Origin of the sequence: Pectobacterium versatile (assembly GCF_020166435.1) — a bacterium.
Taxonomy (GTDB): domain Bacteria; phylum Pseudomonadota; class Gammaproteobacteria; order Enterobacterales; family Enterobacteriaceae; genus Pectobacterium; species Pectobacterium versatile.
In genome coordinates this window covers 113,691-135,096 of record NZ_JAINZP010000011.1, presented here as the reverse complement: position 1 = coordinate 135,096, position 21,406 = coordinate 113,691, and the positions used below count along the sequence as shown (strand labels likewise).

General features: G+C 55.4%; 15 protein-coding genes. All 15 read right to left on the bottom strand.

The genetic code is table 11. The annotated features are described in order from the left end of the window. Nucleotides 1-348: 348 nt before the first annotated feature. From K7X24_RS14310 to tssC, 15 genes are read right to left on the bottom strand one after another with little or no spacing between them, the layout of a single operon-like run. Nucleotides 349-1,704 carry a tetratricopeptide repeat protein gene (locus K7X24_RS14310; RefSeq protein ID WP_224555451.1) on the bottom strand — a complete coding sequence of 452 codons (1,356 nt, stop codon included), beginning with the start codon at nt 1,702-1,704 and terminating at the stop codon, nt 349-351. A gap of 29 nt (nt 1,705-1,733) precedes the next feature. Next, nucleotides 1,734-3,170: a VasL domain-containing protein gene (locus K7X24_RS14305; RefSeq protein WP_198998357.1), complete on the bottom strand. Its 1,437-nt coding sequence runs from the start codon at nt 3,168-3,170 to the stop codon at nt 1,734-1,736. Nucleotides 3,171-3,218: 48 nt separating this feature from the next. After that, the gene (gene tssM, locus K7X24_RS14300) at nt 3,219-6,716 is read right to left on the bottom strand and encodes a type VI secretion system membrane subunit TssM (RefSeq protein WP_224555450.1); all 3,498 of its coding nucleotides are present in this window, start codon (nt 6,714-6,716) and stop codon (nt 3,219-3,221) included. A gap of 24 nt (nt 6,717-6,740) precedes the next feature. Next, nucleotides 6,741-8,159 (bottom strand): type VI secretion system protein TssA, encoded by a 1,419-nt coding sequence (gene tssA / locus K7X24_RS14295; RefSeq protein WP_198998355.1) that lies wholly within the window; start codon nt 8,157-8,159, stop codon nt 6,741-6,743. An 11-nt stretch (nt 8,160-8,170) separates the two neighbouring features. Then, a complete protein-coding gene (gene vasI / locus K7X24_RS14290; protein WP_198998354.1) occupies nt 8,171-8,731 on the bottom strand; it encodes a type VI secretion system-associated protein VasI in 561 nt (186 codons plus the stop codon). After that, on the bottom strand, nt 8,731-10,269 hold the full coding sequence (locus tag K7X24_RS14285) for a sigma-54 interaction domain-containing protein (protein WP_198998353.1): 1,539 nt from the start codon (nt 10,267-10,269) through the stop codon (nt 8,731-8,733). Before K7X24_RS14285 ends, vasI begins: the two co-directional genes overlap by 1 nt. 2 nt (nt 10,270-10,271) lie before the next feature. Further along, a complete protein-coding gene (gene tssH, locus K7X24_RS14280) occupies nt 10,272-12,869 on the bottom strand; it encodes a type VI secretion system ATPase TssH (RefSeq protein ID WP_224555449.1) in 2,598 nt (865 codons plus the stop codon). A 13-nt stretch (nt 12,870-12,882) separates the two neighbouring features. Beyond that, a complete protein-coding gene (icmH, locus tag K7X24_RS14275) occupies nt 12,883-13,659 on the bottom strand; it encodes a type IVB secretion system protein IcmH/DotU (protein WP_224555448.1) in 777 nt (258 codons plus the stop codon). 15 nt (nt 13,660-13,674) lie between these two features. Further along, complete coding sequence (tssK, locus tag K7X24_RS14270; RefSeq protein WP_224555447.1) at nt 13,675-15,012, bottom strand: type VI secretion system baseplate subunit TssK; 1,338 nt, start codon at nt 15,010-15,012, stop codon at nt 13,675-13,677. Between the two features lie 2 nt (nt 15,013-15,014). Further along, nucleotides 15,015-15,536 carry a type VI secretion system lipoprotein TssJ gene (tssJ, locus tag K7X24_RS14265; protein ID WP_010303144.1) on the bottom strand — a complete coding sequence of 174 codons (522 nt, stop codon included), beginning with the start codon at nt 15,534-15,536 and terminating at the stop codon, nt 15,015-15,017. Next, nucleotides 15,536-16,756 (bottom strand): type VI secretion system-associated FHA domain protein TagH, encoded by a 1,221-nt coding sequence (tagH, locus tag K7X24_RS14260; RefSeq protein ID WP_224555446.1) that lies wholly within the window; start codon nt 16,754-16,756, stop codon nt 15,536-15,538. The genes tssJ and tagH overlap by 1 nt, the downstream gene beginning before the upstream one ends. A gap of 2 nt (nt 16,757-16,758) precedes the next feature. Continuing rightward, the gene (gene tssG, locus K7X24_RS14255; protein WP_198998349.1) at nt 16,759-17,757 is read right to left on the bottom strand and encodes a type VI secretion system baseplate subunit TssG; all 999 of its coding nucleotides are present in this window, start codon (nt 17,755-17,757) and stop codon (nt 16,759-16,761) included. Continuing rightward, complete coding sequence (gene tssF / locus K7X24_RS14250) at nt 17,721-19,487, bottom strand: type VI secretion system baseplate subunit TssF (RefSeq protein ID WP_224555444.1); 1,767 nt, start codon at nt 19,485-19,487, stop codon at nt 17,721-17,723. Before tssF ends, tssG begins: the two co-directional genes overlap by 37 nt. Nucleotides 19,488-19,489: 2 nt before the next feature. Next, complete coding sequence (gene tssE / locus K7X24_RS14245; RefSeq protein ID WP_161529677.1) at nt 19,490-19,921, bottom strand: type VI secretion system baseplate subunit TssE; 432 nt, start codon at nt 19,919-19,921, stop codon at nt 19,490-19,492. 5 nt (nt 19,922-19,926) lie between these two features. After that, a complete protein-coding gene (gene tssC / locus K7X24_RS14240; RefSeq protein WP_116155689.1) occupies nt 19,927-21,405 on the bottom strand; it encodes a type VI secretion system contractile sheath large subunit in 1,479 nt (492 codons plus the stop codon). Nucleotide 21,406: the final 1 nt, after the last annotated feature.

Here is a 21,406-nt window from a genome sequence, read left to right as displayed (position 1 = left end):
AACCAGAAAGTGAGCAAGAAGTTGCGCAGAATGCGCAGTTATGCTGAAAGTTTGAGTTAGGTATTAATTAATTAAATATCTTGCCTATTAATAAAACTATAATTAATAGAGATCAGTCTATTTTAGGTTATAAATAAATCACATGATTATTATTTGTATGCAAGCACTCACTCACATCAGGGCAAAAAACGCACACCTGAAAATTGAAATTATCGTAAAAAAACGGGCGTTGCTATCACGCAACACCCGCCTGTTTATTGCCACTATAATCCGACCAGAACGCAACGATCTGCCAGTACTGCTTTAGCTATTTCTCACCAGCGAGTTACCATCGATGAGCCACCACCGTTATTCTGCTTTTCCCGATGACCAGTGCATCGCCAAGCGCTGCCCAGCTTTGATTTCATCAGGCTGCATGGTCGCTTCCAGATCGTTACGCGCATGAATGGCTTCACTCATCCCCTCCGTCGCTGCCATCGCGTACCAGGCGTAGGCATGAATACGATTGCGGGATGCGCCTAATCCATCCTGACGCATCATCCCCATACGATACTGAGCCATGCGATTACCGTCATTCGCCGCCAGACGATACTGCTTCATTGCTTCGACATAATCCTCTTTTCCGCCTTGCCCCAGCCGCAGCATCTCGCCATAGGTTAGTCGGGACTCAGTGTCTCCTGCTAATGCCGCTTTAGCATATTCTTCACGCGCACGCGCGAATTCGCTCGCTTTAAATAACCGCTCACCCAGTTCGCGTTGCGCCCGGATATAGCCCGCAGAGGAAGCCTGAACCAGATACTGTTCGCGCTTTTCATGCGTTGTCTGGCTCTGACTGAGCAAATAATCGGCCTCGCCCGATCCGCCAGATGCGGCGCGATCCAGCCAATAACGCGCCTTTTGCTCATCCCAAGGTAAGCGCTTACCTTCGCGGTATGCTTTGCCTAGCCAAAGCTGTGCTTCTGCATCACCTGATGACGCGGATTTTTGATACCAGTTCAACGCATTCTCGCCATCTTCGTGTCGGGCCATCCACAGCTGCGCTTGTGCCTGCCCCAACGTCGCCGCGCGGAAATACCAGCGTTCGGCCAGATCGCGACGGATCACCACGCCTTTACCTTGCTCATAGCGCTGCGCTAACTGGTATTGCGCATCCCGATTACCCAGTTCGGAGGCCTTCAGCAACCACGACACGGCATCTTTTTCTCCGCCCGCATGCGTTGCGTGCCACTGGGCGACAATCAACTGCGCGGGGGGATAACCATTTACCGCAGCGGATTCAAAAGCACTCAGGCAGGCCGCCACCAGCTTTCCTTGATGCTGAACCTGACAGTCCATACCGAGCCGATGCCCCGCTTCGCCATTTCCCAGACGTGAAGATGTTGTCCACCACTGGCGAGCGAACGGGCTGTTCTTGGGCGCGCCCAGCCCGGCCTGATACCAGTCGCCTACCTGAAGCGCAGCGGCGGCTCGCATTTCCTGATTACCCGGAAGTTCAGACAGGCCAGACGCCTTCTGCATCCACTGCATCGCCTCGGTGTACTGCGAGCGCGTAGCTAGCGTCTTTGCCAGCTGATATTGCGCCTCACCGTTTCCCCGGTTCGCCGACACCACCAACTCCGATTCAGAGAGCGACGTCACGGGTGCCTGACATGACGCCAGCCAACAGGCTGACAGGACTATCACTAATTTTTTGTATTTCATCATGTGCTCAGCGGTTTTTCCCTTCACGACAATCAGCTGGCAGAATTACTCTGCTGCAAACGGAACAAGCGAACGTTGAAGGCGCGCAGTTCGTCTTCCATCGCGCGTAGCTCCGCTGGCGTCAGCGGCTGGCTCTTGGTTTTACGCGCCTCAAGCTCCCGCAGCCGTATCCCGAAGGGAACGTCCGACATCAGGTCTTTTTGCATATCGTAGAGCTTTGATTTCAGATAGGAAATCGTCACCGTCCGGCGCTGGCGTTCCAATTCCAGTAGTTGCTGTAACGTCTCGTTGACTCTGGCACGAGCCTGTTCGTAACCCAGCGTTTTCGGCTCATCACCCTGCTGACGTTCAAGCGCAATCTGCCATTGGCGCTCCATCTCCTTCACCGCAAGCGAATCGGGATAGAGTTGCTGCATCACGTTTTTCAATCCGTTGCCGTATTGATACAGATAGAAAGGCGAGGCATTTTTCACTTGTTCCAGTTGTGCCTGATAGCGGTTGATCAACTCGCCTTCCATGCCCTGCAATTTCTGCTCGCCCAGAGCAATACGTACCCGGCGAATGTCATTATGATCGGGGGCGGCAGGCAACGCGTAGGCTGGCTGTTGCAGTAACGCCAGCGCATCGGCTTTTTGTTCCTGCCAATACTGCCAGCCTGTAATGGCTGCGACAGGCAACGCGCAGGTCAGCAGTCCGGAGACAAACCAGAACCACGCAGGCTTCTGCTTTTTATGCGCCTCAATTTTCAATACCGTCGGTTTCATTTGCCCTTTCTCCCGTCCGATGAGAATGCTGCCCGCAGGCAGAGCAGCCTGACCCGAGCCTGATGAACCACCGCTTTGCACCGTCGCGCTGGGTTCCATGTCTGAATGAAAAAACACCATGGGTGGAATCTGCATATCCTGCTTTTTCAATTCTTGGTCGTCCGACACAATGACAATCTCAGTTTCATCAAACAAATGGGTATAGCCCTCAACGAAGTGCAGCAGATTCTCGACGCGAGGGATGCGGCTCAAACCCGAGTTATGCAGCTTTTCACTCATCAGTTGCAGCGCACGTTCGCAACGGTAAACCAGCCGCTTGTGTTCATGGCTAATAGCGTACTGCCGCACCACTTCGCTGATACGGGCAATAAACCAATCCAGCATCTCGATACGCGCCCGCTCCTGATGCAACGGTGGCCAGAAGTTATCCCACTGCGTCACGATCAGATTCGCCAGAAACTCACAGCTTTCCGTGAAGCCGGTCAATCCCGCCAGCCGTGAGCGGGCCAGCGTAAAGTAGATCGCGGTTTGGAGATCCACGCCCTGCTTTTCAAAGATGGTGGTGGCCATATCATGCACCAGCATCCAGTCCACATCAGGACGAGACGCGTGACTCAGCTTGTTAATTTCCGCCCGAAGTGCGTCAAACTCCGGCAGCATCCGTGGATCCCGGCCCACTTTCAGAGCCTGTTGTGCATCTTGCATATCACATCATCCAGCAATAGGGAGCCTGAGCAGGCTCCCAATAGTTAATTAATAAAGTGAGTCAGGCAGCGTGAACTGGCTAAACAGACCACCGGCAAACGGGTTATGGCTGGCGTCGGTGTACACGCGATACGTCATCGCGCCGTTCTCCAGCGAGAAGCGCACGTCAAAGGTGTTCTCATTAACCTGCGTCAACTGGTCGCTATTGATTAACCGGAACATCGCCCACGGCCCGCTAAAGCTCAGACTGCGCGGTGAACGTTCACGATCGTCCGGCACCAGCGTCAGCTTGCTCTCGGCACCGTCGCGCATACTGTTTGGCCACACCAGTGGCGTTTTCTGGCGACGACCGTGGCTGTATTCCAGCAACTGTCCGTCCAGATTCAGTACGCTGCGACGCTTGTTCGCCGTCAGTTCCAGCGGTTCAAGAACAAAATGCACTTCTAGGCTGCCCTGCGCATTAAACAGGGTCTGGCGAATGCGGGTCGCGCGTTCAAGCTGTTTCACCAGCTCTGCCTGTAGGGGCGATGCCATGCCTTCTTCCAGCATGCCGCTTTCCATCATCGCCTTGAGGTTGGTTTGATAGAAGCTGTCCAACGTCCCGCCAGTCATGAAGAACATTTCCATTTCTGATAGCGGCACATCCTTGTTCGATGACGGGTCGAAGGGGTAACGATCCGCCAGCTTCTCATTGAATGGCGTGACGACTTTATCCAGCCATTCCTGATTCAGCGACGACATCGCCAGCCCGGTCACCAGACTCGCGCTCTCTCCGGCTAATTGCCCTACCCAGCGATCCAGCGGCGCGGGAAGACTGCGGGCATATTGCTGTAAGGCGAACACCGGATCGGCAAACTTATTCCCCTGCCGCGCCTGCACCGCTTTCAACGCCGCCTGCCCCGGATCGGTCGCGTTGACGATCTGATCGAGATAGTGATAGAGATCGGTCAGCTTCTGATTGACCTCTTGCACCAGCGGCCCCTGCTCACCGCGTCCGCTCAGCGCCGCATTGATGGTCATAAACGGACGACCAGTACGCGTGTTAATACTCTGCGCCGTGTCGTTATCATCATCGGCCAGCTTGCGGATACGGGTGTTATCACTCACCGTGGTCAGCACGCGCTGGAAGGGCTGATCGTTGCCGGTAATATCAGTGAGAATATCGAGCGCCTGCTCCGGCGTATCGAGCGTCTGCACATCAATATTCGCCAGCACTTTCTGCCACTGGTTGATGTAATCCGTAATGTAGCGGTCATTCACCTGACGCAGAATTTCCCGCCGATCGGCCTCGCTGAACTGTGCACGTTCACGCTGTCCCAGCACCCAGGCATCCAGCGCCGTCAGCTCTAACAGCGCTTTGTCCTGCTTGAGGTAATAATCGCTAAAGCCGGGATACGTCAGCAGCCGAGGCACGCTTCCTGCTTTGTCATTACGTAGGGAAAACACCGGATCAAAGGTCGGCCCGACTTCATCACGAATGGCTAAATCTGGCGGGAGCACCTGCGTCGCCTTCATCACCAGGCTCTGATAAACGCGCTGATACATCGGCAGCTTGCTCAGTTCCTGCTGGGCCAGCGTAATCGGCTGATTAAAGGGTGCAAAAGTGCTGATCGCTACCGCATCTTTTTGCTCACGTGCCTTGTGCCAATCGGTGTGCTCAAGGGCGTAATCCAGATGCTGCATCAGCTGTTCCTGCACGTTGCCCTGTCCGGGAAATGCCTTCTGCCAACGCTGCGCCATAAACTGTTCAACCAGCGATTTATTGCGCCCTGACGCATCATCCAGCATCCGCATCACGCGCAGAATCGTCAGCTTTTGCTCACTATTGGCCGGTGCCTGATTCAGATCTTCCAGCAGCCCTTGCATCACCGCAGGGAGAAAACGCTGGTTCAGCATTTGCAGATAGGTGCCTTCAACATGAGGCCCAATCTTGTCGCCCTGATACAGGCCAAGGTCGGCCAGCAGCGGCGTGCGCTCATGGTAATTACCAAAGGATAAGGTCGCATCACGAATCAAATTCAGACGCGGCAGTTGCTGATAGCCGTAGCCCTGCTGACCTTCCAGCTCATTGGTACCGATAAAAGCCTGCGCTTTCGTCAGGACGTTACGTCCGGCTTCTTCATTGACCCGGTAGAAATGGTGCCAGCTGCCAATCAGCGCCAGACTGGCGAGTAGCATACAGCCGACGCCGATACTCAGCCGACGTCGGCGATACAGGCTATGCAGCCGGTTTTCGCCCGCTAGACTGGCCTCAGGGAAAATGACGTCAGGGAAAAGGCGCTGTACAAAGAACGTATTCGATTCACCGCGCAGCGCAGGGTTAATCGGCTCGGGCAGTTGATAACGTCGGGAAGCCGACTGCGCAAAGGCATCGAACGGCACCCCTTGTTGATAGACAGAGCTGACGTAGACGCCGCGAATCAGGAACGCGCGATCCTCGCCCGTCGCTAACGTTTCCGTCAGCACGTCCATCACGTAATCTTTCACGCCAGCCAGTTGGCGAACGAACGAGAACAGCGAATTGCGCACACTTCTGTCCGATTGCGTCAGCAGCATGTCTGGCAGGTTGTCATTCAGGTGCGTGACCCACTCGTCCCAGAAGCGTTCCAGCTCTTCTAACCAGCCTTTACTGTTGCTCGCCTGCGGAGTAAACGTGACCCCTAATACCGCCTGACGCGCTTCACGGTTCAACTGGCGATAAACCTTGTCGAAGCCGCTCAGCATATCCAACCGGGTCAGCGCGATATACACTGGTAAGCGTGTATTGATGTTGACGGAAATTTCCTGCAGGCGGGCGCGCATGACCTGCGCGTAGGCTTTGCGATCGGCGACGCCAGCCTGCGCCAGCCAGGAGATATCTAGCGTAAGTACCAGACCGTTGAGCGGCTGGCGGCGGCGGTTTTCACTGAGCCACTGTAGCAAGTGCTGCCACAGACGAGCATGACGCTGCCCGAGTGAATCGCCCTCCAGTTCAGGCTGGGCAAGTAGCTGTCCGCTGGGGTCCCAAATCACCGCGGATTCCCCGACCCAACTGCTCACCTGCTGGCCTGCCGCCACATCTCGCAGCTCCGCATCCAGCTTCGGATTCATTTTGTTTGCCGGATTGGCGCGATGGATCAGGCTGCTTTTGCCACTGCCAGCCAGACCAATCGTCAGATACCAGGGCATCGCATACAGTGCTTTTTTACCCAACTGGGTCTGAAACGCCTCTAGCCAGCGATCGAGAAACGTCTGCTGGCTATCGACAAACCCCTGTAAGGGATCCTGCTCAATCACCTGCTGTTCATGGCGTTCCGCCCGCATCTGCTGCACGCGACGCCAGACCAGCCAGGCGCTGTAGGAAAACGCCAGCCACAGCCAGACCAGCGTGAATACCACACGGCCCCAGATTCCCTGCAACGGACGGGACTCTCCCACCGTCAAACGCGGCCCCAGCCACCAGGCCAGAACTAACACGACAACCCACAGTAGCACGCCCAAAAGCAGCCATGAGGGTTTCAGTTTAGGCAACTGCTTGCGTAGAAAGGTTATGATTGTTTTAAACATAAGTGACCATTCACTCCGAATGTCTTATTTTTTGCGGGATGCCGCCAACCGCTCCACGCGGCTGACCATTCCCGGTTCCCATTGCATCAGGCCCAATTGTTGGCTTTCCTGCCACATGTGCTGATAGTGCTGTGCTGCCAATGACTTCATCCCTTCTTCGGCGAGTAAATCCGCCAGTACTAACTCGGCATAAAAGCGATCGCGAGGCTCTTTCATGCGACGCATGCGCTCATCCAATAACACCATCGCCGCCCCAATGCCTTTTTCATCCCGACAGGCCGCCGCCTCTGTCACCAGATCGTCCTGTCGTGCACCGCCACCGCCGCGAACCGGCTGGCTGGACTGCAACCACTGACTACACTTCCCCGTCAGAAAAGGTGCGCCATCGCTGAACGCCAGCTCACGCAGCTCAGGCACACGCTGAATAAACGCAGAAAGCTCTTCGGCAATCGCATTGGCGACGGAAACGTGTCCCAGCCGTGAGGCCACCGAGGCGGACAACATGTGGCCATCAAACCAGTAAGGTGCCAGCACCAGACTTTGTTCTATGCGTTCCCACAGCGCCAAATCAGCCTGAGCCAGCGCACTTTGGTATTCATCCACGCGGTCTGACGAGACGGGGGCCAACTGAGTTTTATTTCCCTTGGACGACATCGGCGGTGTGGCAATGCCGGACCAGATAGCGTGGCGTCGCAGACGGTAACCCATCGGTGAATCGGGATGGCGCTCAACCAGCAGCGCCGCGACGTTCAGTTGGGTTTGCCGCCAGCTGCGCTCGTCGGATGAATTAATCTCCACCGAACTGACGGGCGTCGAAGCAGCCCTGGCGCTGGTTTCACTCCCACCAGAGCTACCGCTCTCTGCTGGGGTCGGTTTTGCCGTCTGATTCGCCTGTTCCTGCGCCTGCTGTCGCTGTCTAGCGCGCTTAACGCCCTGCACCAGCTCATCCATCAGCGCCGCTTTGTCGCTCGCCAGTTCGCCCCAGCGGGCCGCCACCTGCTCAGTTAATTGCTGTAATTGCTCCAGCTCTGCGCTGGATGCACTTTCTGCAATACGAGGAAGTACGCTCTCAAAACGCCGAACAATCTGGATCATCAACTTCTGTTTCTGAACCGGACTGGCAGGCCACGCGGTTACCCAGTAACTCTCCAGCCAGCTGTCCAGCAGCATCAGCGCGGTGGAAAACGGTGTTGCTTTAGCTGGGTGTTGTAAGCAGCGCAATAGCTGCACCAATACCCGCATGTCTTTGGTTTTGCTTTCCAGTAACGTCAGGCAATACCCCGCCACCACGTTAAGGTCGACCTGGTTATGCGCCAGCGAGCCAAGTTTGACCAGCTCCGTTTCTACTTTTTCCCAGAGCGGATCGTCAGCCAATACTGCCGCACGCAACCGCTCATCCGGTAACGAGGTTTGCAGGCGTTTACACCAAGGATGTGCATGCATAAACGCCTCCTTTACCAGTGACACTGCTGACGCAGCGGCGCTACTGCTTCGCCCAGCCCCGCGAGTTCGATACGCAGTGCGTGACCGTCCGTGCCGTTAAGCACCAGTTCGCGATGCCCAATCCAGCGCTTTAACGCATCAATCGCGGGCAAGCCGCGTCCCGACTCCAGCAGCAGCCCGCGATTGCGGATAAACCAACTGTCGGACACCGTTACGCCATCCAACTGTGCCGTGACGGACTCCCCTTTCCAGGGTTCGCTGAGCGTTAAGCGCAAGTGCGTAATATTGCTGGCGCAGCTAATCACCAGCGTATGACCATCAGCCAGTGCGCGGGTGAGCGTCATATCGCCGCTGTCCGCTTCACGTCCCAGTTGAAACGCTCCGCCAGCAGCCGCATTATCTCCCCGTGGGGACAGCGTACCGGTGCGCTCAGCTTCCCGGCCCAGCGCGTCATAGCAAGCGAGCCGGATCTCCGAAGCCGTTTCATTCTGGCACTGTTCCCATAATGACTGCCAGGCAGGATCGGGGGTCGCGGCGGTTGCCAACAGTAAGGGTGCCATCGTCAGAAACATCAATTTACCTCCAGCTTCTGGCATTTGTGGTCGAGGGTACGTTTAGGGATATTGAGGCTATCGGCCACCAGCAGGCGGTTGCCTTGAAACTGGCGCAAACGCGCCTCAATCACAGCGGCTTCATACCGCTGTGTGGCGATACGTAAATCGTGGATATGCTGATAACGATCCTGTTCCTCAGCTGTACTGCTCGTCAGCCGGTCACGCAATTCGGGGGGCAACGATGTCAGGGACAGCGCTTCACCGTCCAGCGTATGCGCACAGGCAACTTCCAGCAGGTTACGCAACTCCCGCACATTACCGGGGAAATCGTATCCCACCAGTTGGCGCAGGAAAGCTCGGCTCAAGGATCCAACGTGTTTTTGTTGCTTATCGGCAAACTGACCGATGAAGTGTTCACACAGCAGGCGAATATCATCCGGCCGCTCACGCAGCGGCGCGACCTGCAACAGGCACTGGCAGAGGCGATGATAGAGATCCTGCCGGAATACCCCGTCAGACACCTGCTGTTCCAGCGGCTGATGCGTCGCCGCAATCAGACGAAAATCAGAATGAACCTCTCTTTCCGCACCGAGGGGACGGAAGCTGTGCGTTTCCAATACTCTTAACAACTTGGCCTGCATGGACTGCGGCATATCGCCGACTTCATCCAAAAACAGGGTTCCGCCGTTGGCCTGCTCGACCAGACCAATTTTGTTGCTTTGCGCACCGGAGAACGCCCCCTTCTGATAGCCAAATAGTTCGCTTTCAATCAGGTTTTCGGGGATCGCGGCACAGTTGATGGCAACAAAGGGTTTGTCGGCCCGTTCGGAACACTCATGCAGCAGGCGCGCCACCACTTCTTTCCCTGAACCGGTTTCGCCCTGGATCAGCACCGAAAGCCGGTGTTTTGCCGCCTGATAGATCTGCTGATGCAGCGCTTTAATGACGACAGAGCGACCAATTAGCGTGGCTTCTACCCGCTTTTTCTGCTCACGACGGCTCAGCCCTTCATCCTTAATCTGGCGGAGCGAATCTCTCAGTGCGACCTGTTCCCGCCGGGTGTGTGCCAACTCACGCAGTAGCATAAGCTGGCGGCAAAACACCTGTGCCAACTGTTCGCACTCACCCTGCTGATGCAGCGTTTGCAAGCGCGTTGGCATATCCAACAATGCCAGCACCGCCAGCGGCTTGCCGCTGTCCGACAGCAGCGGCAGCGCGTGAAGCCCGCAATTCGTCCCAACAGAGACCAGCATTTGCCGAAACTCGCGGTGCTCAATGCGAGCTCCACCATAGAGAGAATCCCAAGTACGTGCCTGATTCTTATGCAACGCATAAGCCAGCGGGTGGCTAAAATCATCCACTCCCAGATTCAACGCCACTGGCGTCTCATGCACTCGTCCTTGGCAGGTCAGCAGTCTGCCGCTGACATCCACCATACCCAGCAGCATCCCTTGAGGCTGCCAGGCGACCTGCATCGTCTCTAGCAGCCAGTCGCACAGACCGGCCTCATCATGCTGTCGGGTGAGTGCGAGCGCCAGTTCGAGGGCATGTTGCATACTCAGCCCTCCACCTCAGTCTGGAACTGGCCGGCTTCGACACGGAAATGAATACGGCTGACGGGTTGCCCCGCAGACAGTCGTTGCAGTAGCTGTAGCGAGACAGGTGGCAGCAATGCGCCATCAATCACCGACTCGAGCATACGAGCCCCGTTTTCGCTGCGGTTCGCCAACCGAAGAATCTCCTCCGGCACCTCATTCTCAATAATCACTTCTGCCCCAAAGCGCTGTTGCAACAGAGAAATCAGACGCGACAATTTGCCCTGCACGATCTCGACTAGGGTGGCATGTGCCAGTGGCAGATAAGGGATGACTTCCATGCGGGCTAACAGCGCAGGTTTGAAGAAGGCTGCCAGCTCAGGATAGAGCGCATCCAGCAACACATCCGCCTGATCGGCATAGTTCACGATAGTCTGGAAGCCGAGGTTGGACGTCAGGAAGAACACCACGTTGCGGCAGTCGATGACACGGCCTTCACCGTCGGCCAATTCACCTTTATCAAACGCCTGATAGAACAAATTCAGGACATCTGGATGCGCTTTCTCCACCTCATCCAACAGCACCACAGAGTACGGCTTCTGGCGAATGGCTTCGGTCAACACGCCACCTTCTCCAAACCCGACGTAACCGGGAGGTGAGCCGATCAGACGCGAAACCGTATGTTTTTCCTGATATTCCGACATATTGATGGTGGTCAGATAGTTACGTCCGCCAAACATCAGGTCGGCAATCTGCACCACCGTTTCCGTTTTACCCACGCCGCTCGGTCCCACCAACAGGAAAGCCCCCAACGGACGTCCAGGACGACGGAGATCCGCACGCGCGGTCAGCAGGTGCTTATGCAATTGGGCAATCGCCAACTGCTGTCCTTTAATCGTCTCGCCCAGGAATTCAGGCAGGCGCGTAACCACATCCATTTCTCCCTGTGAGATCCGGTTAAGCGGTACGCCCGTCCACTCGGCAATCACTGCTGCAATCTGCGTTTTATCGACGTGGGGGGAAACCAGTACGGAAGCTTGCTGAAGGATTTCCAGCGCTTGCTCACAGGTGGCCAGTTCCGCCGCTGCCGATACTGCATCAAAATCGATCGTTTGCTCTTCATCCAACAGCGCCGTACGCAGTTCAATCACGCGCTGAACCTGAATTTTCTGCTGCTGCCAATCGGCCTCAAGCTGTGCCAGTGATGCCGCTCCCGCTTCGCGGGCGTCACGCAGTTCGACTAACCGCTCTTCGGTATTGCCCAAACCGATGCGCGCCTGACGCTCAAGCTGGGTGATTTCCATTTCCTGCTGGTGCAGGCGGGTCTGTAGCTGGCTGACCGCACGCGGTGGCGTCGTCAGGTTAATGGCTACGCGCGCGCTGGCGGTATCCAGCACGTCAATCGCCTTATCGGGGAGCTGGCGACCGGAAATATAGCGCGCTGACAGCTGCGCCGCCGCCTGAAGCGCATCTTCATCAATCAGGACGCCGTGTGCTTTTTCATAGATGCCACGCAGCCCACGCAGGATAACCGTGGCTTCTTCAGCATTCGGTTCGCCGACTTTGACGAGCTGGAAACGGCGGGAGAGCGCAGCATCTTTCTCGACGTATTTCTTGTATTCGCTCCAGGTCGTGGCCGCGATGGTGCGCAGTTCGCCGCGTGCCAGCGCAGGCTTAAGCAGGTTGGAAACGTCCAGCCCTCCGGCCTGATTGCCCGCCCCGATGAGCGTATGCGCTTCATCGATAAACAGAATGATGGGGCGCGGTGCTTCTTTCACTTCCTGCATCACACCTTTGAAGCGTTTCTCAAATTCGCCTTTAACCGACGCACCGGCCTGCATCGCCCCCAGATCGAGCGTGAGCAATTCCACATCCCGCAGTCTTTCTGGCACGACACCTGCTACAATACGCAGCGCCAGCCCTTCGATCAGCGCACTTTTACCGACGCCCGCTTCCCCCACCACAATCGGGTTGTTTTTACGGCGACGGGAAAGAATATCGATCATCAGATCGATTTCATGATCGCGGCACAACACCGGATCCAACAGCCCCTGACGGGCGGATTCCGTCACGTTTTGCGTATAGCGGGACAGCTGCGTGGTGGCCGCGGCGGCCTGCTCCGCCGTGGCGGATTGCACCGCGACTTCCGTTTCAACAGAGTCCTTCACCCACTCATCAAACTGCTGACGTAAAAGCTCACGGTTAATCTGCGCCAACGGGCGGGAGATCGCGCCTGCCACATAGCGATTTGGCGTCAGCAGCAAAACCAGCAGCAATATGCCGCTGCGCAGGCGCGCGTGTTGGAACTCGGCCGAGGCCAGCAGCCAGCTATCCTGTAACCACTCCACCAGCAGAGGAGAAAACGAGGGATAGCCCGCGTCAAATTCTTTATCCACAGAGGAAGGCAACAGTAGCGAAGACAGCTCATCCGCATCGACGCCAGCACGCTTGAGGATCTGGCGCACATCACAAAGCGGCGTTTCCAGCATTTTCATCAACAGATGCTCAATGCGGATCTCTGCACCCTGATGTTGAATACAGAGCGCCGCCGCTTCTTCCAGCATATGACGGCACACGGGGTTGAGTCGTTCAACCAGTGTCGGCAGTTCAATTCGAATCACGGTGTAGCTCCTGTTATTGTAATAATTCTCCCAGTTGACGCAGTACGTCCTGGGTTTGATGAGTTAGCTGATAGCGGTACAGGCCGAAGGCGGCCACCAGAACCACGCACACGCCGACAAACAGCGTGCGCAATGACACCTGTCTGCGCAGCTGGTAGCGCGAAGCCTGCTGCCCCAGATTCAGGTGGAAAACCGTTGGCGAATTCGCAGGCTCAGGGCGCAGGGTGTCATGCAGCTTGCTCACGACGCGGTTCAGTTCTTCACGCCCCTGTGTCATCACCCGATAGCGCCCTTCAAAACCCAGACAGAGACAAAGGTAGATAAACTCCAGAATGTCGCGATAGCGGGTTGGGTCGTCCAGCAGCTTCTCCAGCAGGACAAACACTTTTTCGCCCCCCCAGGTCTCATTGTGAAAACGGGTCAGCAGGGAGTGTGCCGACCACATGCTTTGCCCGCCCCACTCCCTCCCCATCACGGCTTCATCAATGAAGGTGCAGAGAATGTAGCGGAAAGACAAAATCACACCGTTTTCATAGCCATGAGAATGCAATTCCTGCTCAATGGCTTGAATTTCAGACACCACGCGCTGATAGAGATCCTCTACGCCCCCATAGGCAGAAAGTTGGCGGACCCGCTCTACCATGCCCAGCAGCGGCGTGACTGCATCCACCATCGGGTTAATACTTTGTCCACGCAGGCGGAACCAGTAGTCAGAGTCCATATCCATTTGTCGGGCATGGTCAAAAAGCAGATCGCCCAGTTGCTCATTTTTAATCACTTCGATGCTCATCTCTTCCTCTCCTGACTACTGACCACGAATAGCCCAAAGCTGCATATCCAGTTCCGGGAATTCGCCGGCAATGTGGAACGCCAGCGTGTTGCCAGACACCAGCACCTGCCAGGCAGGGCTTTGTCTATCCAGTTGGAAATAGCTGTAACCTGCGTGATAAGGCAACTGACGCGGCGCGACTGGCAGTGGCAGCAGCGGGATGCCAGGCAATTGCAGACTGATCAGTTCGCGGATCTTCTCGCTGGAGGCAATCTTCGTTTGTTGCAGCAGCTGTTTACGCAGATGCTCCTGTGGCATACGCGCACGTACCGCCAGTACAAACTCGGCGCTGGCCATCAATTCCGCATCGCCAACCATTGCCACCATCACGCCATACGGCTGTTTCTTCAGTTGGATGGAAACGGCGCGCGGCGACAGCACGGTGCTCAAGGCTTGACGCAGCGCCATCATCAGTGGCTCAAAACTGGCCTGCTGATGTTCGTGGCGATAGGCGGGGAACTCCGGCGGCAGACGCGACTCATCGGTAAACGTCATCAGTTCACCACACAGCTCAACCAGCGTTTCGTGCAGGCGTTCAGGGTGCAACGTGCCAAGGCGCGCCAGATGCGACAGTTTAGGCTGAGCGCGGTTAAGCAATTGCAGCATCATAAATTCGGCCACGTCCGCCACACCCTGTTGCCCCGGTGCGGCAATACGCTGCGCCAGACTGCGTGCGCGCTCTGCTACTAAACCGGCAGATTCACCCAAAAAGCGTTTTAAGGTGGGGATCGCGGTAACGCTGATGCTGCATGGCATAAAGTTAGGATCTAGGATCAAACCGCCGTCAGGGCGTTTATCCAGAATATTGGCAATCGCCAGCGAGGCATAGGCGCTGCGATCATCACGATCGAGCATCAGGCGCAGGCTGACCTTGCCGACTTCCAGAGAAACGATATCGCCGCCGTCGCTGTGCAAATCGCGCACGTCATGCCGATGTGATTGCAGACGGCTGGCGATGCCCTGCCCCGGCTGCCCGACTTCACTGACGCCGTTTACCGCCAGCGGCAGCGCCAGATACACTTTCTGATTTGCCAGCGCGACGTCGGTGATCTCCAGCGGCAACGGCAGAGCGTCATCATTCGGAATATTGAACACGGTGCCGTCAGGCATCACTCCGCTAGCGTTAACCAGCGCGATACGACCAAAATTGAGGTATTCCTCATTAATCGCCAGCGACTGCAAGCCATAGAAATAATCACTGAGGGCGCTGAGACGCGCGTGCAGTGCGTAATCGGTGTGTCTTTGCTGCTGTTGAAAATGCTGCGGTTTAATGAACAGACCTTCCCGCCAGATAATGCGATTGCGACTCGACATAATTATTCTTCTTCTTGGTCTTTTTTGATTTCGACTTCATCCCTGCGCAGGTGCACGAGGATCTGATACGTCTGCCCGGTATTCTTTAGCTTGATAACTTTGCGCCACTCGGCGCTTTCCGAATCCGCATAGCGCGCCACCACGCCGAGGTAGTGCACCTTTTCATCCAGCGCTTCGGGCGGCAGATATTTGAACTGCCCTGGCAACAGCGTGTAGTCCTGATGGCTGAGGTAATTCTTGGCTAACGCCTTTTCGATATCCGTCGTGATCTGGTCGTAATCGGTGGCTAACAGGCGTGAATCTTCCGCCAACAGCACCAGTTGGAATTCGATAGGCGCAGCTTCACCGCTGTCGTTCGGATTAACGTCCGGTTCCGCCAGCAGGCTAAACCCTACGGTAGAAGGCTGATGATTGTTGCTGCCCACCTGAATATCGGGATTCGCCGCCACCTGCGCCATTTTGCCCAGCGTGGTACACCCCGACAGCAGGAACATCAGGGAACATAAGCACAGAGCCCGCAGCATTATTTTTGCTCCTGCTGTTGACGCACGGAGCGGTCATACGCCTGCGCATACACCTGATGGAACAGTTTCTGGAATCCCTGCTGGCGCGGCGACGTTAATTCACGGTAGTAGTGCTGATACATCTGCCACGCCCAGCCGTCATCCGCTGCCAGCGGTTCGCCGCTGCGGCGATAGTGCTCAAAGCGGTTAAGCAACGCGGCAGGCGAAAAGGCCTGAAGAATATTTTCCAACGCCACGGCAATCGCCTGCTGATTCGCGATGTGATGCACCCGCACATTGTTCAACACTTCTTCCACAGCGGCGGGCGCAGACAGGTGCACCGGGCTTTTCCCTTCGGCAAACAGCACCGACAGCGTATCCGCATAGCCCAACCCCAGACGCAGCGGGTTATCCTCAATCGGGCGTAAATGCGTGTCCGCCATTGCCGCCTGTTCCGTCTGTAATGCCAGCAGGCCTTCAACCATCGCACGCAGGCTTTTCCCCATTTCCTCCAGCATTTCGCGCAATCGCGCATCATCGCCCGGCTGAAGCGACAGCCCCAGCCCGCGCATCAGCGGCGCCAGAGAAGTGCCATCGCTGTAGCCCTCCAGCCCGTCTCCCGCGTACGGTGTGTTGATGGTCGGTAATTCCACAAATTTCTGATCCATGGTGTCCTCAGCAGAAGAAAAAGAAGAAAGAGAGGTCGTGAGCGAAGCTCCGACCGTCTCACTGTCTGATGGCAAGAGTGGCTGGCTCTGTTCTTTCTGTAGCGCCCACAGCGGGTCATTCAACACAACCGCAGGATCGGCCAGATCCGTTGAGCGCCTTTTTTTATCTTCACTTAGCCAGCCGCCCAGCACATCGACCGTGCCCTGCCCTAATACCTGATCGATATCCTGTTCCGTGGTGGGGTCGCCGATATAAACGCCCAACCGGAAAGGCCCGATAACCAGCTCATCGCCGTGCGACAAAATGACTTTGCGATCTCGCCCAATCGGCGACAGAGAACCGTTAATAAAAGACTGCCCGCTCAGATCGCACAGGCTGAAATAACCATCGGTCATTTCGATATGTGCATGTGCAGGGACCACCGAGCCCAGCCTATCTCTTAGCTGCCACTGGTCTTTTTCCGACGCGCCCAGCGTGCCACCACGATGATCGAACTGGTGCTGCACCTGAGAATTGATATCGAGCTGCTCACTGTTGAGCACAACCAACGTGAGTGGATGGATTACGTTCACATTTACTCCTGCACACAAATCGTCACATAGGGATCCGCGGGTGGCTGCCCGAGAAAGCTGCTCCATCCCAATCGGCTGCTTTGCTCACTGCCCAGGCTTAAGCCCTTGGCTTCACCTTCCGCAAAGCCAAGACGCAGATCCCAGGCCAACTGATCGCGAAGAATGAAAGAGACAAAACGCACCAGCGGCTGAAAATGCTCGCCGTTGGGCAAAAAGCTGAGAAAGCGGCTAAAACTGAGATTGCCGACCTTGAGCAAAAATTTACCCGCGCAGTCATTTACTTTGTCACCGATAACAAAATCACCGCCCAGCATCATGTTTGCTTTGCCCAGACGGTTCTGCTGCCCTTCATCAATGGGCACGCGGCGGTGCTGCCAAGCCATAACAGCAACGTCATCTAGGTCAAAACAGTGAATAACCAAACCTGCGACCACTTCCGGGGAACGGCTGGGGCTGGCGAGTACCCCAGCGTAGGAAAGCATCTTGGCGCGGTTAACCGGCAGGCTATCGCGTACGGCATCATTCCCTAGCCCCACAAGTGCAAACATCAGACGGGAGAATCCATCTTCACCCTCATTTTGAAAGCGGACGTGATAGCGGTATTTCCGCCATGCGCGGTGCAATAACGTGAGTAAACGGTGATGAAAGAAATCGAGAAACACGCCCAGCTTCTGTTCGCCTTGCGCGTACTCCCAGGCTAGCTCTTCAAGGTAATAGCCAGGCATCGGTGACTGACTGCCGTGCAGACCCAAAAATGCAACCTCCAGTTCCTGACGTCCCTCATCATCGCGTCCCACCTGCAAGACATCGCTAGGGTGAAAACCGATGGAGGCCGTAGAACGGAAGCGCAGACGCTCCTGTTCAGGACGAAAATCCAGCGCTTGTTCCAAATCCACGCCTTCCATTTGGTTAAGTAACTCCACCAATTGGAAAAAATTAAAGCGAGAGACATCCTGACGGAACGTCACATCATTGAGTGTTGACCTATCTGTACCGGCCATCGGTAGCGCTCCTTGTTATCGATGTTGACCACTTCCAACAGGTGGAAAGCATTGACGCTGGCGTATAGCGAGAAGAAATGCGCCAGCACCGTGCTAAACAGATAGAGTTCTCCTTCACTGGAGAACGCGGATTGCCGTACTGACAGAATTGATTTCAAACCGCGAACCGGCATCCCCTGAACCAGACGATCGATAGGGGTGGTTTCGATAGAGTCGATACCCGCTAGACGCTTACGCGAGGCTTGCTCTGCCTGCTTATCGTGCAGCGCTGGGAAATCGTAAGTTCGCAGAATCTGTACCAGCGCATCACGCCGCAGCAGTGACACATAGTTCAAAGACAGGTTGGAGATCAGCGTCCAGTGCAGACTCCCATCCATCGCAGGACGCAGCGGTCGCGTCGGCCGAACCAGATTACGGAACGTTGCGAAAGACGGGGAATTCCCTGTTGGCACGCAGATCGCCCCAACAGACAACTGTGCTGCACGCGATCGATTGGTACAGGTCAACGTCACCGAGATCGATTCATCCAAATCAATCACTTCCTGCTCATCACCGCGGACAAAAGAGAGCATGTGATCAAAACCATTGCCGTTCACCGCTTCTCTTATCCGAATACGGTAATAGAGCGCCAGCCGCCCTTTGGCTCGCTCAATTTGGTGTTGAAAGCTCTCAAAAGGCTGGTACGTGCGCGGAATGCCGCGAGCACGGCCTGAATTCCCTTCAACCCAACCCTCAACTTTATCCACAGAGAAAATTTCAAAGCTATCCGCGTCACGGTAGCTGGCCTTCAACGGATAATCCGTCTGGCGCCCGCTGAGGTTGATCGGTTCGCTATCATGCTGGAAGAGATTGATCGCAGGCACGCAGTTGAGCATGAACGAATCAGGACGGATCTTCAGTTCCGCCGGCAACGGACGATCAAAGCAGAAATGTAGGCGGAATTCGGTTACTGTCAGCGGGAGATCAGGCCATACTGCGCCAGCGAGTTGAAAAAAGAGAAAACTTTCAGGAAAACAAAAATATTCCTGCAAGATACGATAGCCCGAATAAACGTTACCGGGATACGGCAATAGCGCATCTTCACGCTCAAAGCCGACCGTCTTCAGCACATTGGCTTCCTGACGGAAGCGTTGCCCATCAACTTCTAGCTCAATATGCGACAGCTGGCTGGCGATCCAGAAATAGAGTTCGTAGGCCGTATAGGTATCACCGCCCAGATAAAAGCGCAGTTTGTCGAGTTGCAGATCGCTTAGCGATAGCGGGCCATGTAGCCCAATATCCAGCGTAATGGTAGAAAGATCGTTACCGCTTTGTACCTTGATCTCGCGGATATCCGCTGGGTAAATCCAGGCATCGTGACAGGTCTGAAAGTGGCAGACCACATCGTCAATCGGCAGGCTGTCGAGCTCACAGCCGCGTTCAACAAACGCGGGCTGCGCAATCGCGCCGGGGAGTACCGAAAACTGCATAATTGTCATGCTCGGTACGGGCCGCAGGTAATTAGGCCAAAGCATGCCCAGCAGACCGTGTGTCAGTTCCGGAAACTCATCCTCGATCTTCGCCCGCAGGCTTCCTGTCAAAAAGGCGAACCCTTCTAGCAGACGCTCGACGTCTGGATCTGTGGTTTGTTCTGACAAAAATCGGGTAAGCTCAGGGTGCGCCTTGGCGAATTCACGCCCTTGCAGGCGCAAGTAGGTCAGCTCATCCCTGAAAAAATGTTCCAGTGACATAATCAGATCATTCTGTAATGGCGGTGGCTATCCATATGGATATTGAAAGAGGCAACCTGCTCCAGATCTTCCAATCTGACCCGGGCGGTAACCTGAAACGACATCTCCATCGGATTCGATAAATAGTCCGACGTGTTGACGTCCACATGAACAATTCGAGGTTCAAAGCGACAGATGCACTGTCGGATCGCCTCCCGGATTTTCCCTCGAATATCCGCACCACCTTGCGTCGCGTCATTAAAATCAATCACGCCAAGCTCAGGTGCGCTGCGGCAATTTCCGGGCCGGGTGTTGAGCACATTGTCCAGTTGACGCTTAACAGACTCGATCAGTGCTTCAACGTCCGTTTCAGGGGAGGAACGACGCTCCTCCCCACGGATACGATCAAACAGACTTGCCGCGTTTCCCCTTTCCCAAGCAGAAAGAGACGGCATGAGTCTTATTCCTTATCCAAACGTCCTACCAGCGACAGCTCAAAATTCGCGCCCATGTACTTGAAGTGCGGGCGCACAGACATGGTGACCTGATACCAACCTGGTTCTCCTTCTACATCCAGCACTTTGATTTGTGCGGCACGTAGAGGACGACGGCTACGAACATCTGCCGGCGGGTTTTCCTGATCGGCGATGTACTGTTTAATCCAGGTATTCAACTCACGCTCAAGATCCTGACGCTCTTTCCATGAGCCAATCTGTTCACGCTGCAGCACTTTGATGTAGTGCGCCAGACGGTTGATGATGAACATGTACGGCAGTTGCGTACCCAGCTTGTAGTTGGTTTCCGCTTCTTTGCCTTCTTTGGTGTTTGGGAACACCTTCGGCTTCTGCACCGAGTTAGCCGAGAAGAAGGCCGCATTGTCGCTGTCTTTACGCATCGTCAGCGTGATAAAGCCTTCTTCGGCCATTTCATATTCGCGACGATCGGTGATCAGGACCTCAGTCGGGATCTTGGCCTGAAGTTGGCCCATGGCTTCATAAACATGCACGGGCAGGTCGGTAATCGCACCACCACTCTGCGGACCAATGATGTTCGGACACCAGCGATATTTCGCAAAGCTGTCCGTCAGCGCCGTTCCCATCAGATAGGCGGTATTGCCCCACAGATAGTGTTCGTGATTGGTGCTGATATCTTCCTTGTAGTTGAAGCCCTTAATCGGGTTCTCTACCGGGTCATAAGGCAGGCGAGCCAAGAAGCGCGGTGCCGTCAGCCCCAGATAGCGACCATCTTCGGACTCACGCAGTGAACGCCATTTCGTGTAAGCCGGGCCTTCGAAAACGGACTTCAGATCTTTGATAGAAGGCAGATCGGTGAAGCGATCCACGCCAAAGAAGGTCGGAGCAACGGAAGAGATGAACGGCGCATGCGCCATCGCGCCAACAGCGCTGACATACTGCATCAGCTTGATATCTGGTGAGCTTTGCGTCAGCGCATAGTCACCAATTACGCCACCGATAGGCTGGCCGCCGAACTGGCCGTAACCGCTGGAATATACGTGCTTATAGAAGCCAGACTGTGAGATTTCAGGGGCGAATTCGAAATCCTCCAACAGCTCTTCTTTCGTCGCATGCAACACCAACAGTTTGATGTTTTCACGGAAATCAGTGCGATCAACTAGAAGTTTCATAGAACGCCAGGAAGATTCCAGTTCCTGTAGTTCTTTAGCATGCAGAATAACGTCAATCTGCTTGCTGAGCTTTTTGTCCAGTTCGACGATCATGCTATCGACCAGCGCTTTGTTCACGGGTTCTGCTGCGTTACCGCTATCAAGAATGTTAGCGACCAGCGCGGCAATACCCTGTTTAGCCACGCTGTAGCCTTCATCAACTGGGCTGATACGCGCTTGAGCCATGATGTCATCAAGCAGCGACCCAGAAGCGCTGGCAGCGCCTGCCTGAACCTGTTCTTCAATTATTGACATA